12 protein-coding genes and 2 pseudogenes are annotated in these 14,141 nt (G+C 70.9%); 8 read left to right on the top strand and 6 right to left on the bottom strand.

All coding sequences use genetic code 11. The features are described 5' to 3' along the window. Position 1: 1 nt before the first annotated feature. On the bottom strand, positions 2 to 1,396 hold the full coding sequence (locus ASF18_RS00805; RefSeq protein ID WP_082486895.1) for a S41 family peptidase: 1,395 nt from the start codon (positions 1,394 to 1,396) through the stop codon (positions 2 to 4). A gap of 295 nt (positions 1,397 to 1,691) precedes the next feature. Here ASF18_RS00805 and ASF18_RS00800 point away from each other — a divergent pair. The 5 genes and pseudogenes from ASF18_RS00800 to ASF18_RS23410 form a co-directional block, all read left to right on the top strand. Beyond that, a pseudogene (locus ASF18_RS00800) lies at positions 1,692 to 2,600 on the top strand (bifunctional enoyl-CoA hydratase/phosphate acetyltransferase); the annotation flags it as partial. Between the two features lie 109 nt (positions 2,601 to 2,709). Next, a complete protein-coding gene (locus ASF18_RS00795) occupies positions 2,710 to 2,985 on the top strand; it encodes a hypothetical protein (protein WP_244472511.1) in 276 nt (91 codons plus the stop codon). A 769-nt stretch (positions 2,986 to 3,754) separates the two neighbouring features. Then, the gene (locus tag ASF18_RS00790) at positions 3,755 to 6,349 is read left to right on the top strand and encodes a cation-transporting P-type ATPase (RefSeq protein ID WP_280138916.1); all 2,595 of its coding nucleotides are present in this window, start codon (positions 3,755 to 3,757) and stop codon (positions 6,347 to 6,349) included. A gap of 115 nt (positions 6,350 to 6,464) precedes the next feature. Further along, entirely contained in the window at positions 6,465 to 7,325 is an 861-nt protein-coding gene (locus ASF18_RS00785) for a universal stress protein (RefSeq protein WP_056348455.1), read from the top strand. A 65-nt stretch (positions 7,326 to 7,390) separates the two neighbouring features. Next, positions 7,391 to 7,942, top strand: a complete 552-nt coding sequence (locus ASF18_RS23410; protein ID WP_156649529.1) for a hypothetical protein — start codon at positions 7,391 to 7,393, stop codon at positions 7,940 to 7,942. A 242-nt stretch (positions 7,943 to 8,184) separates the two neighbouring features. On the opposite strand, the gene ASF18_RS00780 is transcribed toward ASF18_RS23410, so the two are convergent. The 3 genes from ASF18_RS00780 to ASF18_RS00770 form a co-directional block, all read right to left on the bottom strand. Then, on the bottom strand, positions 8,185 to 8,871 hold the full coding sequence (locus ASF18_RS00780) for a helix-turn-helix domain-containing protein (RefSeq protein WP_056348452.1): 687 nt from the start codon (positions 8,869 to 8,871) through the stop codon (positions 8,185 to 8,187). Between the two features lie 124 nt (positions 8,872 to 8,995). Further along, positions 8,996 to 9,220: a hypothetical protein gene (locus ASF18_RS00775; protein ID WP_056270685.1), complete on the bottom strand. Its 225-nt coding sequence runs from the start codon at positions 9,218 to 9,220 to the stop codon at positions 8,996 to 8,998. 94 nt (positions 9,221 to 9,314) lie between these two features. After that, complete coding sequence (locus tag ASF18_RS00770; RefSeq protein ID WP_056348449.1) at positions 9,315 to 9,683, bottom strand: SPW repeat protein; 369 nt, start codon at positions 9,681 to 9,683, stop codon at positions 9,315 to 9,317. 284 nt (positions 9,684 to 9,967) lie between these two features. Between ASF18_RS00770 and ASF18_RS00765 the strand changes: the two genes are divergently transcribed. Continuing rightward, entirely contained in the window at positions 9,968 to 10,285 is a 318-nt protein-coding gene (locus ASF18_RS00765) for a phasin family protein (protein ID WP_056220055.1), read from the top strand. A gap of 80 nt (positions 10,286 to 10,365) precedes the next feature. Further along, a complete protein-coding gene (locus ASF18_RS00760) occupies positions 10,366 to 10,671 on the top strand; it encodes a hypothetical protein (protein WP_056348446.1) in 306 nt (101 codons plus the stop codon). Between the two features lie 93 nt (positions 10,672 to 10,764). Here the strand turns inward: ASF18_RS00760 and fixJ are convergent, their stop codons facing one another. Next, positions 10,765 to 11,373 carry a response regulator FixJ gene (gene fixJ / locus ASF18_RS00755; RefSeq protein ID WP_056348443.1) on the bottom strand — a complete coding sequence of 203 codons (609 nt, stop codon included), beginning with the start codon at positions 11,371 to 11,373 and terminating at the stop codon, positions 10,765 to 10,767. Then, positions 11,363 to 12,913 carry a PAS domain-containing sensor histidine kinase gene (locus ASF18_RS00750; protein WP_056348440.1) on the bottom strand — a complete coding sequence of 517 codons (1,551 nt, stop codon included), beginning with the start codon at positions 12,911 to 12,913 and terminating at the stop codon, positions 11,363 to 11,365. The genes fixJ and ASF18_RS00750 overlap by 11 nt, the downstream gene beginning before the upstream one ends. A gap of 302 nt (positions 12,914 to 13,215) precedes the next feature. Here ASF18_RS00750 and ASF18_RS00745 point away from each other — a divergent pair. Then, positions 13,216 to 14,082, top strand: a pseudogene (locus ASF18_RS00745) (universal stress protein). Positions 14,083 to 14,141 lie beyond the last annotated feature (59 nt).

The raw sequence follows: 14,141 nt of genomic DNA, 5'->3' as shown, positions 1-14,141 counted from the left end.
CTCACTCTCGCCCCGCCGGGATGCGCGCACCTTGAGGCAGATCAAGGCCCGGCGGGCGGCGTCCGGCACGGCTCTCCACCACGGTCCCGAGATGCCGGAGTGCGGTCGCGAGCGGGGCATCGCCGGCCGGATCGATGCGGGCATCCTCGACGATGCCGTTCTGCAGGGACGTGGCGTCCCCGTCGGGATGGCCGGTCGGCACCGCTTCCTCGTCCCGCGTCGTGACATCGCCATCCTGCGCGACCACGAGGTCGGGCTCGATGCCGCGTCCCTGCACCCTTCGGCCCGCCGGCGTGACGAACCAGGCCGTCGTCAGTCGCAGGCCGCGTCCGCTGCGATGGAGATACGTCGTCTGAACGGCACCCTTTCCATAGGTGCGCGTCCCGACCAGGGTCGCGCGTCGGTGGTCCTGAAGCGCGCCGGCCACGATCTCGGCCGCGGAGGCGGTGTCGCCGTCCACGAGCACCACCAGGGGAAGCCCGTCGACGAGGTCCTTGCCGCCGCGGTCGAGCGCGAAACGCTCGACGTCCCCGGGGCCGCGTCCCACCAGGCGCACGATCTCTCCCCGCCCTAGGAACGCCCCGGCGACCGCCACGGCCTGCACGACGAGACCGCCAGGGTTCCCGCGCAGGTCGAGGACGAGACCCGTGATCGCCTCCGGACCGATGTGAGCCTGGAGGCCCGCCACGGCCTTGAGCAGCCTCCCGGTGGTGAAGTCGTCGAAGTGGTCGAGCCCGACATAGCCCACGGTGCCCAGAAGACGCGTGCGGACCGGGTGCAGGGGAAGCCACTCCCGTGTCAGGGCGACCTCGGTGGCGGCCTGTCTCTCCGAAAGGCGGACCCGCAGGTGCACGGCGGTTCCAGGATCACCGCGCAGGAGGTCGACGATCCCGGTGCGGTCGATGGTGTGGACGGCCCTGCCGTCGATCCGCTCGATGATCGTTCCGGCGTGCAGACCGGCCCGGGCCGCCGGGGCGCCGGGCAAGGCGGACCGGACGCGCCCGCCTGCCTCGACCGTCACGCCGATCCCCGCGTAAGTCCCGGTATCCTCCTCGTCGAACGCCTGAAGCTCGGCCGCGGTCACGTATCCCGAGTACGGATCCAACGATGCGACCATCCCGGAGATCGCCGCATCCACGAGCTGACCGTCGCGGCGCTCCTCCGCCGCCTTCGCGCGGATGGCATGGAACGCCGCTCCGAAGACGCTGAGGGCTTCGTAGAGACCGCCGGGCGTATCCCCGGTCCTTTCCCCGGTCCCCCGCCGGGCGTCCGGCGATGCCGTGCACGCCAGGAGGGTGGCGGCAACGGCCGCGAGGCCGGCCAGCCAGCGGGAGCGGTGGCGAACCCGACGAGGGATCGCCCGTCGCGCGGGTTGGGCGTCGTTCGGGCCGGGCATGGGCAGGCCTCGCGATGGGCAGGCCTCGGGATGGACAGGCCTCGGGGAAGGCATCCGCGAGACTGCCCAGGCCACGGTCACCCCTGCCTTGAGATGGATCAAGGTTCCCGGCTTCCCGTGCGGACAGGGTCTGCGCCTGTTCGCAGCGGAGCACCGCATGACCTGGCGCCTGTCCCTCGGAGCCGCGGCGACCCGCGGGGCACGCCTCGCGGTCGGCGACGAGGGGGGACGGACCGCCGATCCCCGAACGGTCGGGAATGCGACGTCCCTTCGGGGATGGCGCGAGGCTGCCGGCGGTCTCGCGCCGATCCGGATGGCCATCGTCCATCCCTGCGATGCGACCTCCCTCCTGGGTGCGATCGCGGCCTGGGAGGCGGGTCTGATCGAACCCGTCCTGGTCGGACCGGAGGCGCGGATACGGGCGGTCGCCGCCGAGGCTGGCCTCGCGCTCGATGGCTTCGAGCTCGTCGACGCGCGGCACAGCCATGCGGCGGCCGAGACGGCGGTGGCGCTCGCGCGTACCGGGAAAGTCGCCGCCCTGATGAAGGGGGCGCTCCATACCGACGAGATGATGCAGGCCGCCGTCCGAAAGGCGGGGGGCCTGCGAACCGAGCGGCGGATGAGCCACGTCTACGCGCTCGACGTGCCGCACCATCCCAAGCCGCTCTTCATCACGGACGCGGCGGTCAACATCGCCCCCTCGCTCGATGACAAGCGCGACATCGTCCAGAACGCCATCGAACTCTGCCACGCCCTCGGCATCCGGGAGCCGAAGGTCGCGGTTCTCTCCGCCGTCGAGACCGTCAACGCGCGGATCGTCTCGACCGTCGATGCCGCCGCGCTCTGCAAGATGGCTGAGCGGGGCCAGATCACCGGTGGCATCGTCGACGGCCCCCTCGCCCTCGACAATGCGGTGTCGGGACCGGCGGCCGCGGCCAAGCACATCGTCTCACGGGTCGCGGGCGATGCCGACGTGCTCGTCGTGCCGGACCTCGTGTCGGGGAACATGCTGGCCAAGCAGTTGGTGCACCTCGCCGGCGCCGAGGCCGCCGGCCTGGTTCTGGGCGCGAGCGTGCCGATCGTCGTGACCAGCCGGTCCGAGGGCGAACCGTCCCGGGTGGCGTCATGCGCGATGGCGCGTCTCAGCGCGCCCCACCGCTGCATCGGGTCTGGCACCGTCCGTCGATCCGCCGACGGGCCTTGATCCAGATCATGGCCCCGGCCGACGGCCGCGGCACTGGATCGACATGCCCGCCAGCCCGGTCCCCGCGGGGCCGCGGTCCGGAGGATTCCCGAGCCAGACGGAGATTGCGATGTCCTCCCCCATCGACGAGCCCGACCCGTTCGACCCCTTCGGCATCGTCGCCGCGACGGACGAGTGGTGCGGCCTGCTGAAGGCTGCTGAGGAACTCCGGAACGTCGACGGGGAGATGATGGAGACGATGCTGAAGGCCGGGGCGCCCGGCCCGGCCTCCCTCCGGCTCGGGCGCCAGCACGAGGCGCCGCGGCATCGCGGACCCGCGGCGACGCCTGAGCCTCGACCCCGTCGCCAGGCAGCGGCAACAGCTCGCGGCCATGCGGGCCCTTGAGGCGGGCTTCTCGGACTGTACGGAACGCAGCCGCTGCGCACGCGAACCGAGGGCGGGAACGCCACCCGGCGCCCACCGGGCGTTCTGTCCGAACGGCTCGCGCTTCGTCCGGCGGCAGTCCGTTTAACCCGTCCGCTCGTCCGTCTCTCCATTGCGGTGCCCCGGGCCGTGAGAGGCGGCAATGTGCCCGAACGCGCTCAGCTTTGGGCTTGCAACGGTCATCGCCGCGGCCCCGGTTTCGACAGCGGTCGGCTCGGTCCGCCGGCTCGGGGCAGGCCTCGTGTCACCGACGCACAGACGTATCGTACGCGGCTATCGCAAGCACCGGCATCGTCGCTGCGCCCGGCACCGAGGTCACGACCGCTGCCGTTGAAGGCCTCTGAGCCTTCTTGGGCGAACGGAGCGTCCGGTGCCTGTGGCCGGCTCCATTTGCCTTCTCGGGGAATCCGCGCGTCCGAACGCAGGCCTCGGGCGGTGCTTCGATGCTCACAGCGCCCGATGCCGATCCGCTTGGACGTTGACGCGGATCAACGCCCGGCCGGCCGACCATCGGGAGACTGGGACGGGGCGGACCAGACCGGGCTTTCAGATGGCATGCGATCAACCCCACGGCAGCCCCAGGACGGCCTGCGGTCCGGCCGTGGCGCCTCACGGTCCCGAACGCCCGATCGCCGCGCACGGATCCACCCGGCAGGACATCGGGGCCGCGCCTTGGGACCCGCGCACCGCACCCCGTTCGACGCTGGCTGGGAAGGAGGGCGCCCATGCCGTGCCGAGCGGGGACGTTCCAGAGATGTTCGGAACGTGCCAGAGCGCGGGCCTGACGGACGCGGAGGCCCAGCGACGGCTCGCCCGCTTCGGCCCGAACGTGATTGCCACGAAGGAGAGGGCCGGTACGCTGGCCCTGCTCCTGAACCAGTTCATGAGCCCGGTCGTCTCCCTGTTCGCCGCGGCGGGTGCGCTCTCGCTCTACTTCGGCGACTGGCAGGAGGCGACCGCGATCATCGCGGTGCTGGCCATCAACACCGGCCTTGGCTTCTCGACCGAACTGAGGGCGGCGCGGTCCGTCGAGGGGTTGCGGGCGCTCGGGACGCGCTCGGCCCGCGTGCGCCGCGACGGGCACGCACGGGTGCTTCCCGCTGAGGATATCGTACCGGGGGACATCGTGTTGGTCGAAGGCGGCGATGCCGTCCCGGCCGACATCCGGCTGGTCGAGGCGTCGAACCTGGGCGCGGACGAGTCCACCCTCACGGGCGAGTCGGTGCCCGTGGACAAGGCGCCGGAGCCGGTCGCCCCGGACGCGCGGCTCGCCGAGCGCACCTGCATGCTGTTCCGCGGCACGCTGATCACGCGCGGCAGCGGCCTCGGTATCGTCGTGGCGACCGGCCTGGGAACCGAGCTCGGCGCCGTTGCACGCCTCGTCGCGCAGGCCGAGCCGGACACCTCGCCCTTGGAGCGGCGCCTGGAACGTCTGTCCCGCCAGATGGTCTGGGTGATCCTGGCGCTTGCCCTCGTCCTCGCGGGCCTCGGCGTGGCGACCGGCAAGGATCTTCGCCTCATGACCGAGGCCGGCATCGCGCTGGCGGTCGCGGCCATCCCGGAGGGCTTGCCGGTCGTCGCGACCCTGGCGCTGGCGCGAGGCATGTGGCGGATGGCGCGGCGGAATGCGTTGATCGAGCGCCTGTCGGCCGTCGAGACCCTCGGCGCCACCACGGTGATCCTCACCGACAAGACGGGCACGCTCACCGAGAACCGCATGACGGTGCGGTGGCTGTCGGTGCCGTCGGGCGAGGCCGACCCGACCGATCCGGGCTCCGCCGCCGCCGAGACCGGACGGTTGCTTCGCGTCGCGGTCCTCTGCAACGACGCCTCCCTGGGGCAGGATTCCCAGCAGGGCAGCGGCGACCCGATGGAACAGGCGCTGCTGCGGGCGGGGCGCGCCGTCGGGCTCGACCGCGCGGCACTCTTGCGCGACCGGCCGCTCGTGGGGAAGCACGCCTTCGATGCGGGCACCCGCATGATGGCCACCGTCCATGCCGTCGAACCGGGCCACTGGGTGGCGGTCAAGGGGGCCCCGGAGGCCGTTCTGGCCGCCTCGCGCTCGGTCGGTGGCGCGGAGCGGGACGTCCCGCTGGACGACGGCGCCCGGGACCTGTGGCGGCGTCGCGTCGAAGACCTGGCCGCGCGGGGCCTGCGGGTCATTGCCTGCGCGGAGCGGTCGGGGGGCGCGGCGGGGGGCCATCCCTTCCGGGACCTCACGTTCCTCGGTCTGGTCGGGCTGGAAGACCCCGCCAGGTCGGACGTTCCGGAGGCTCTGGCCGCCTGCCGCGCCGCGGGCATTCGCGTGGTCATGGTGACCGGCGACCATGCCGTCACGGCCCTCAGCATCGCGCGCGCGGTCGGGCTCGCCGGCCGCGGGGACCGCGTCGTCGAGGGCGGCAGCACCGGCGAGATCCCGGGCCGCCTGGACGAGGTCGCGGTCTTCGCGCGGGTGAGCCCCGCCGAGAAACTGTCCCTGGTCAGGGCGTACCAGGCGAAGGGCGAGATCGTCGCCATGACGGGCGACGGCGTCAACGACGCGCCGGCGCTGAAGCAGGCGGATATCGGCGTGGCGATGGGGCGGAGGGGGACGGACGTGGCGCGTGAGGCGGCTGCCATGGTCCTCATGGACGACGCCTTCCCGACCATCGTGGGCGCGATCCGCGAGGGGCGGATCATCTTCGACAACATCCGCCGCTTCGCCGCCTATCTCCTCGCCTGCAACCTGAGCGAGGTGATGATCGTCGGACTCGCCATCGTCTCCGCCCTGCCGCTCCCCATCCAGCCGCTGCAGATCCTCTACCTCAACGTCGTGACCGACGTCTTCCCGGCCTTCGCCCTGGCGATGTGCGAGGGACGGGACGACATCCTCGCACGACCGCCGCGCGACCCGCGCGAGCCCATCCTCGGACGTCCCCAATGGGTGCGGATCGTCCTGCACGCCGCCGTTCTGACGGTCGCGACCTTCGCGGGGCTGGCGGTCGCCGAATCCTGGTTCGGCCTCGACCGGGCCTCCAGCGTGACCGTGACCTTCCTGACCCTCGCCTTCGCGCAACTCTGGCAGGTCTTCAACATGCGGGCCTCCGGCGCGAAGCCATTTCGCAACGAGGTGACGCGCAACCCCTGGGTCTGGGCCGCCCTCCTTCTCTGCACGGTACTGCTCGTCGGCCCGGCTTACGTGCCCGCGGCCGGGAAGGTGCTCGGCCTCGTGCCGCCCGACGCGACCATGTGGGCGATCATCCTCGGCGCGAGCGTCGCCCCGCTCCTGCTCGTCCAGGTCGGGACGATGGCCAGGGGCGCCCGCGGACCCGCCGGCAGGACATGACGGCCGCCGTCCCGGCGCGATGCCCAGGCGACCCGACCGGCCGGCGTTGCGATGGATCAACGCGGGACCGAACCGCGGTGCGAAACTGGGTCCGTCAAAACGCCCGGAGCCCCGCATGTCCCGTCCGCTCTCATCCCCGCACGCCGAGATCCGCGATGTTCTCGTGTGCCTCACCGAGGAGGGCCGCGGCGACGAGGCCGAAACCGCTCTGGCTTACGGACTTTCGCTCGCCGCCGCGACGCGCGCCCACCTCACCGTCCAATCCGCGGCACGGCGCCTGGCCGTGGTCGCCGGCGGGGCGTGGGGGTTCGTGAACGACCTCGTGGCGACCGAAAACAGGCGGCTGCGCGGCCTCGCGCAGGCCCTGGCCGAATGCGCCGTGGCGGACGCCGCCAGCGTGGGCGTGACCTGCACGGCCGAGGCGCCTTACCTTGCCTACACGGACCTGGTCGCGCGGCTCACCGCCCGCGCGCGGCTCGCGGACCTGACCGTCCTCGATGCCGAGGCGAGGGAGCTCGATCTCGACCGCGACCTCATCGACGGGATCCTCTTCCGGAGCGGGCGACCGCTCCTCGTGGTTCCGCCCGGCTGCGAGACCTATGCCGCGCGGCGGATCCTCGTCGCCTGGGACGGCAGCGCCCGGGCGGCCCGGGCAGCGAACGACGCGCTGCCGTTCCTGCGCGCGGCGGAGCTGGTGGAAGTCGTGTCCGTCGTCGGGGAGAAGGACCTCTCGACCTCCGCGGCCGGCGCCGAGTTCGCCCCGCACCTCGCGCGGCATGGCGTGACGGTTTCCGCGGTCGACGTGACGGTCGTCGGCGACGTCGCCGAGACGCTCAGGGTCCGGGCCGGCGAGATCGGCGCCGACATGCTGGTGATGGGCGCCTACCGGCATTCGCGCCTCCAGGAGTGGTTCCTCGGCGGCGTGACGCAGTCCCTCCTCAAGCGCAGCCCCTTGCCTCTGTACCTGTCCCACTGACCGGGGCGCCTCCGGCGGCCGCAAGCAGGGCCCCACGCAGGACGGCAGGGATCGCGGAAGCCGGCATGGACTCGAACGAGGTCGCCGCAGCCCATCGCGCTGGGGATGGGTGGGCACGCGATCTCGCGCGCATCGCCGGCTCGGCCGGCTCGGCCGTCCTCTCCGCGGCCGGTCGCGCACCGAGATGGAAGGGGGGATCGCCTGTCACCGGTGCGGATCTCGCCGCCGAGCGCGCCATCGGCGGCCGACTTTCGGAGCAATTCCCGGGACTGCCCATCGTCTCCGAGGAGCGGATTGCCGCGGGGGACATCCCGGCGACGGGGCCGCGCTTCGCGCTCGTCGCCCCCGGGACGGCACATCGCGCGCCGGCGCTCGGTCGTCGAGACGTCGAGGTCCGGGACGTGCACCGGCCGCTTCAGCTTGAAGACGCGTCCGTTGCCGCGAAACACCGCGGAGATGTGCGTGCGCAGGCGGTCGACCGTTCGACCGGGCTGCCGTTCGGCCTCTCCAATGCCCCGCCGTCAGTGCGTCGGTGCCGGCTGCACGGAGCCGCGATCGCCCGAGCCGCTCTTACCTGCCTTCTTGCCTGCACGCACGATCAGTGCCGCGAAGGCTGAACGCCGAATCTTCTTCTTGGAGACCTTTGGCCAGCGCTCGCGAACGGCCGCAATCAAGTCCTTGGCCTTCATCCCGGGTTTCACGACCTTCACGATCCTCCGGCTGATAGTCGTTGTTGATGGCATGATTGGCGCTCCGTTCAACTGGTCGATGTTTCTTCGAGGCGAATTCTTCTTCGTTGATCTGCGTCAAGCCATGCCTGAACGTCGCGTGCGGCTCATGCCTTGCGGCGAGGAACCGGTCAGTCCTCGACGACCCGGCGAAGGCGCGCACGGCGCAGGCTGACCTGACGTCCGCCGGCACGCAGCAGGGCGCCGGCCTCCTCGAGCTGCGACAGGGTCCGCGACACGGTCTCGATGGTCAGGCCCAGGTAGTCGGCGATGTCGCGCCGCGTCATCGGGAGCAGGAACGTCCCGGTGCCGCCGAGCCGTTCGTCGACCTCGATCAGGAACGTCGCCACCCGTTCCACGGCTGAGCGGCGGCCGAGAAGCAACATGTGGTCCTGGGCGTGACGCAAGCCACGGGTGGCCATGTTCCAGAGGTGGCAGGCGACCTCGGCGTTGCGGGTGGCGGCGCGCTGTATCCCCAGGCGCCGGAAGATCAGGACCTTCGTGTCCGAGAGGGCCTCGGCCGAGTGCCGGTGGGTCTGGCCCTGCTCGAAGCCGAACAGGTCGCCGGGCAGGTGGAAACCGGTGATCTGGCGCCGACCGTCGCTGAGGACCTTGTGGGTTCGGACCGCGCCGTCGGTCACCCGGTAGACGAACTCGGCGTCCTCGCCCTCTCCGTAGATCTCCTCCTCGCGGCCATAGGAAAACGGTGTTCCGACGATCTCGGGGCAACCCGCGAAGAGGACGACCTCGCGGCCGATGGCCACCGGGACGTTCGCGGGGGTGAACGACGGAATGGGTCGCGTCATCTCTGTGGCCATGAATCGACTCCTCGTCCGGATCGGATGAGGGGGAAGTTGGCCGCGCCGTCGCCGGAGGGAAATTCCGGCCCGTTTCGTAAGGGCCGCTGCGTAAGGGCAACTACGTAGGTCCCGGGGTCGACCGTCATCCCCCGCCGATCGCCACGGCCATCCATCCGCCGGCATGGTCGGGCGCCATGAGCAGGCCGAAGCGGGCCGCGAGCAGGGACCCGACGGCGGTGGCGAGCGCGTAGGCCATCACCGCGAGGACGAACGTCAGGCCATCGGCGTGATGGCGCAGAGCGTGGATCGAGGCGCAGCCGGAGGTGAACGCCGCAGCGAGGAGGATCGCGAGGGGATCGGACGGCATGACCGTGGTTCGCAGCAATCGGGAGCCCTGGAGCTTTGGGGCTGCGCCGGCCGTGACGGCGCGGCGCAGCCGCTGTTTGACGAACACGCTCCGGTCAGACGGAGCGCGCCTCGGGCGACCGGTAGAGCCGCCAGAGTTCAGACCCGGACAGGACGAAAACGGCGAGGCCGATGACCACGTGGGCGCCCGCGACGACCTTCAGCTCCGCGAAGCCCAGCGCCCACGGCGCCGCGGCCACCCAGAGACCGACGGCGAGGTTGAGGTATTCTTCCCAGTCGTAGGACTGGCTGAGCGCAAGCATGGCGATGACGGCGATCGCGGCGCCGCAGATGAAGGCGTTTCGCGCCGCGACCGTTTCGCTGCCTAGCTCCAGGTACCAGGGGGCCAGGAACAGGGTGATGCCCAGAAAGACGTTGAGGCCGTTCAAGACCGCGTCCTCGGCTCGGTTCTCGATGGTGCGCATCGACTTCTCCTCGCGAGCAAGGCGCCCGGGAGTCGGGGCCGACCGGACGCCGAGCGACGGACGTCCCGTCGCTTCCACGCGAGGACGATCGTCGCGCGATGGGTCTGCGGCCTTGACCCAAATCAACGGAGGTCCGGTCTCGGCGGCAGGAGAACTGCCGAAGATTGGTAAAGCCGTCGCTTGATCTCCAGAACGACGATGCATCCCTCGATGTTTGATTTGGGTCAAGGTCTTTGCCGTGGGCCGGCGCACCCTGCGCCCCTTCGCCAGACAAGGAGATCGCGATGCGTTCCGGACACACGCCGCACCTGCATGCCCATGACCCCAAGGACGCCGCCGAGGCGATGGGGGCTGGCTTGGCCGCCTGGCGCACCCTCGCCGTCGACGTGCCGTTGCGTCTCGCGGCCGAGACGATGCGCTTCACGGGCCGTCGCCTTCAGGCCCAGGCGGACCACCTCGTCGGGCTGGCGCGGTGCGGCTCGCTCCAGGAGGTCGTCGCGCTCCAGACGGCGTTCGTGACCCGGGGCCTGACCGACGACCGGCAGGAGGCGACGACCCTGTCGCACGACGTCACGGAGACCGCCTTCGCCAAGGCGGCGTGACACGGGCGTCCGCCGACCGGCCAATGGCTCCGGCGGGCTTCTCCCGAGACCCTGAAGCGCTGTTGGCAGGACGGGCTCCGATGCCGGGCAGACCATGCCGCCCCCAGATCTACCGCATCTTCCAGCACCGGCATGCGCCGGGGCTGTGTTGCGCCGTCCGCGAGGACCTGTCGATCCCGTCCTTCGTCGGGGCCCAGGGCTGGAACTTCGGCGCCGAGGTCCGCGAGACCGGAAGCCTGCCGTTCGGCTTCCAACCCGCACCGGCGCGCGAGGCCAGTGCCGCGTTCGGATATTACCTGTTTCATCATCCCTGCGAGACCCTGTCGGCTCGCTACTCCCGTCCCTGGGGCGGCGAGGGGGCCGAGCCGGATCGTTGCGGGCCGTGAGCGGCCGGCGCCCTCACCGCCCCTCCGCGCTGTCGGGCGCCCGTTCCGGCGGCTCCCCCACGCGTTCCGTCCTTGCCGGGCCTCGCGGCCGCGTCAGGCCAGGCCGGCCAGCACGGACCATCGCACCAGCTCCTGCAGGCTGGCCGCCTGGGTCTTGGCCATGAGCTTGGCCCTGTAGATCTCGACGGTCCGCGGGCTGATGTCGAGGGTGCGGCCGATGTCCTTGCTGGAGCCTCCCGCGACGAGTTGGTCCATCACCTGACGCTCGCGGTCGCTCAGGGTGCCGACCCGACGGACGAACTCGTCGAGGGTGGGATCGACGACCTTGGCCGCTCCGCCCCGGTTCAGGGCGGAGCGCAGCGCCTGCACCAACGCTTCGTCGTCGAACGGCTTCTCGATGAAGTCGCAGGCCCCGAGCTTCATCGCCTCCACCGCGAGCTGCACGTCCCCGTGCCCCGTCATCACCACCACGGGGAGGGTATGGCCGCAGGCCCGCAGGCGGCGCAGCAGCTCGAGCCCGTCGACGCCGGGCATGCGGATGTCGGTCAGGACGCACCCGCGGGCCGGCTTGACCAGCGTGTCGAGGAGGTCCGTCCCGGCCTCGTAGAGCGCGATCTCGAAGCCCGCGGTGTCGAGCAGGAAGCCGACCGAATCCCGCATCGCCGGGTCATCGTCGACCACGTGCACGAGGCTATGGGCCATGGATGGCATCTCCCTCCGGGGCGGTCGCCAGGGTCAGGCGAAACGTCGCCCCGCCGGCCGCGTTGCGCTCGACCGTGAGGCGCCCGCCATGCGCCTCGATGATGGTGCGGCAGATCGAGAGGCCGACGCCCATCCCGCTGGCCTTCGTGGTCACGAAGGGCTGGAACAGCCTGTCGGCGACCTCGTCCGCGATGCCGGGGCCGGTGTCCGCCACCGTGATCTCGACCGCCTCGGCGGAGAGCGCATGGGCGTCGACGGCCAGCTCGCGCCGCTCGCTGTGCTGCATGGCCTCGCGCGCGTTGCGCATCAGGTTGACCAGGACCTGCTGGACCTGCACCCGGTCCGCCAGAACGGCCTTCAGGCCGGGGGCCACGCGGAGGCGGGCGACGAGGCCCTGCTCCCGGGCGCCGACCAGGGCCAGGGCGCTCGCCTCTTCGATGAGCCGCGAGACCGATTCGAGGCGGCGTTCCGTCTCGCCGCGGGTGACGAACTCTCTCAGGCGGCGGATGATCTGACCGGCCCGCAGGGCCTGCTCGGCGGTCTTGTCGAGAACCTCGATGGTCTTGGCAATGGCTTCGGGATCCGGGTCCGCGAGCAGGCGACGGCAGCCCTTGGTGTAGTTGGCGATGGCGCCGAGCGGCTGGTTCAGCTCGTGGGCCAGGGTGGATGCCATCTCGCCCATGGCGCTCAGGCGCGAGATGTGGACGAGTTCGGATTGCAGTTCCTGGAGCCGTGCCTGGATCCTCTGATGCTCGGTCAGGTCGTTGATGAAGCCGGTGAAGAAGACCTGCTCGCCCGAGCGCATCTCACCGATGGCGAGCTCCATCGGGAAGGTCGTGCCGTCCGCCCGCTGGCCCGTCACGACCCGATGGATGCCGATGATGCGGCGCTCCCGGGTTCGGCGGTAGTGGTCGAGATAGCCATCGTGCTCGCCGCACATCGGCTCCGGCATCAGCATGCGGACGTTGCGCCCGATGGTCTCGGCGGCCGCGTATCCGAAGAGGCGCTCGGCCGCCGTGCTGAAGGAGGTGATGAGGCCCGCCTCGTCGATGACGACCATGGCCTCGGGCACGGTGTCGAGGATCGAGCGCAGGTGCGCCTCGCGGGCCCGCAGGTCCGCCTCGGCCTGCTTCTGCTCGTGGATGCTGAGGACGACGCCCCGGTGACGCACCGGTCGGCCCTCTGCGTCGCGGTTCACCTGCCCGCACGAGCGCAGCCAGCAGACCTGACCGTCCGGCCGCACGACCCGGTAGTCGACCTCGTAGCTCCCGCCATCCCGCAGGGCCCCCTGGATGGCATCGGCCCGCGCCTGGCGGTCATCGGGGTGCACCAGGGCCTGGGAGGCCGCGAAGTTGGTCAGTCGCTCCGGCGGAACGCCGAAGAGCCGGGCGCAGGTCGGCGAGACCGTGACGCGGCCGGTCGGGATATCCAGAGACCAGATGCAGACGCCCACGTCGTCCAGGGTCTGCCGGAGTTCGTCGACGGTCAGCGTGCCGTCGCCCAGATGGCCGAGGGACATCGAGCCGATGGGGTTCGTCATCGTTCGCCCCCTTCGGCGCTGGCTATTCCAGGGCTCCAAAGAACAATCTCTGCAACCAGTCCGTTCAAGGACGTCACGTGATGGACGCTTCCACGAACAGCAACATCTTCGGCCAACATCATGGCCCGCAGATCAATGGCCGGCGATTGATGCGGTTTCTATCACTGAAGATAGTCGATGGATACCGCGCAACTGCTGGCCGCGGCTAAGCATCTTGTGGCGAAGGGGGCGTTTGAGGTGGATCAAGGCGGCTGGGTCGCAACGGGACGAACACGGGACCCAGCAGAACTTGGAGACGCCCCATGGCGAAGCCCCCCTCATCCCCGCTCGCGGCCATTCGCGACATCCTCGTCGGCACGACCGTCGAGACCGCGTACGAGGAACCCTCGAGCGCCATCGGTTACGGCCTGACGCTCGCGAAAGCCGCCGGCGCCCACCTCACGGTCCAATCCGCCTCGTGGTGCCTCTCGGGCGACGATGCCTGGCTCGGCAGTTTCGATCTCGACGACGACGGGGTCGCGCGCATCGACCGGCGCCTCGATGCGATGGCCCGTTCCGTCGCGGACCGTGCGGCCGGGGACGCGGCGCAGGCGGGCGTGCTCTGCACGACGCAGACGCCGAGCCTGCCTTACCCGGACGTCGTCGGTCGGCTGGTGGCTCAGGCCAGCCTGCATGACCTGACCGTCCTGGATGCGGGACCGCGGACCTACGATCTGGATCGCGAGGTGATCGAGAAAGCCCTCCTCGCGAGTGGTCGTCCGGTCATCGCAGTGCCGCCGGGACACGACGCCTTCACCGGTCGGAAGATCATCGTGGCCTGGGACGGCAGTGCGCAGGCGGCGCGGGCGGCCAACGACGCGATGCCGTTCCTCTGCGCGGCGGACGCCGTCGAGATCGTCTGAGTCGCCGGCACAGAAGAACTCTACACATCGGTTCCGGGTGCCGAGTTCGCGCCTCACCTCGCGCGCCACGGCGTGACCGTCAGCGTCGTCGACGTCCCGGTGGTGGGGGACACCGCGGAGACGCTTCGCAACCAGGCGACGATGTTTCACGCCGACATGATCGTGATGGGGGCGTACGGCCATTCCCGCGTCCGCGAGTTCTTCTTCGGTGGCGTCACGCGCGCCCTCCTGAGAAGCAGCCCGGCCCCCCTGCTCCTCGCGCACTGACGAGGGGAGGTTCGGTCACGAGATCGAGCCGCCGATACCGCGTTCCCGTTGCGGCCGTC

The organism is Methylobacterium sp. Leaf89 (assembly GCF_001422215.1).
Taxonomy (GTDB): Bacteria; Pseudomonadota; Alphaproteobacteria; order Rhizobiales; family Beijerinckiaceae; genus Methylobacterium.
The sequence above is the reverse complement of the archived record's forward strand: the minus strand, read 5'-3'. Positions and strand labels throughout refer to the sequence as shown.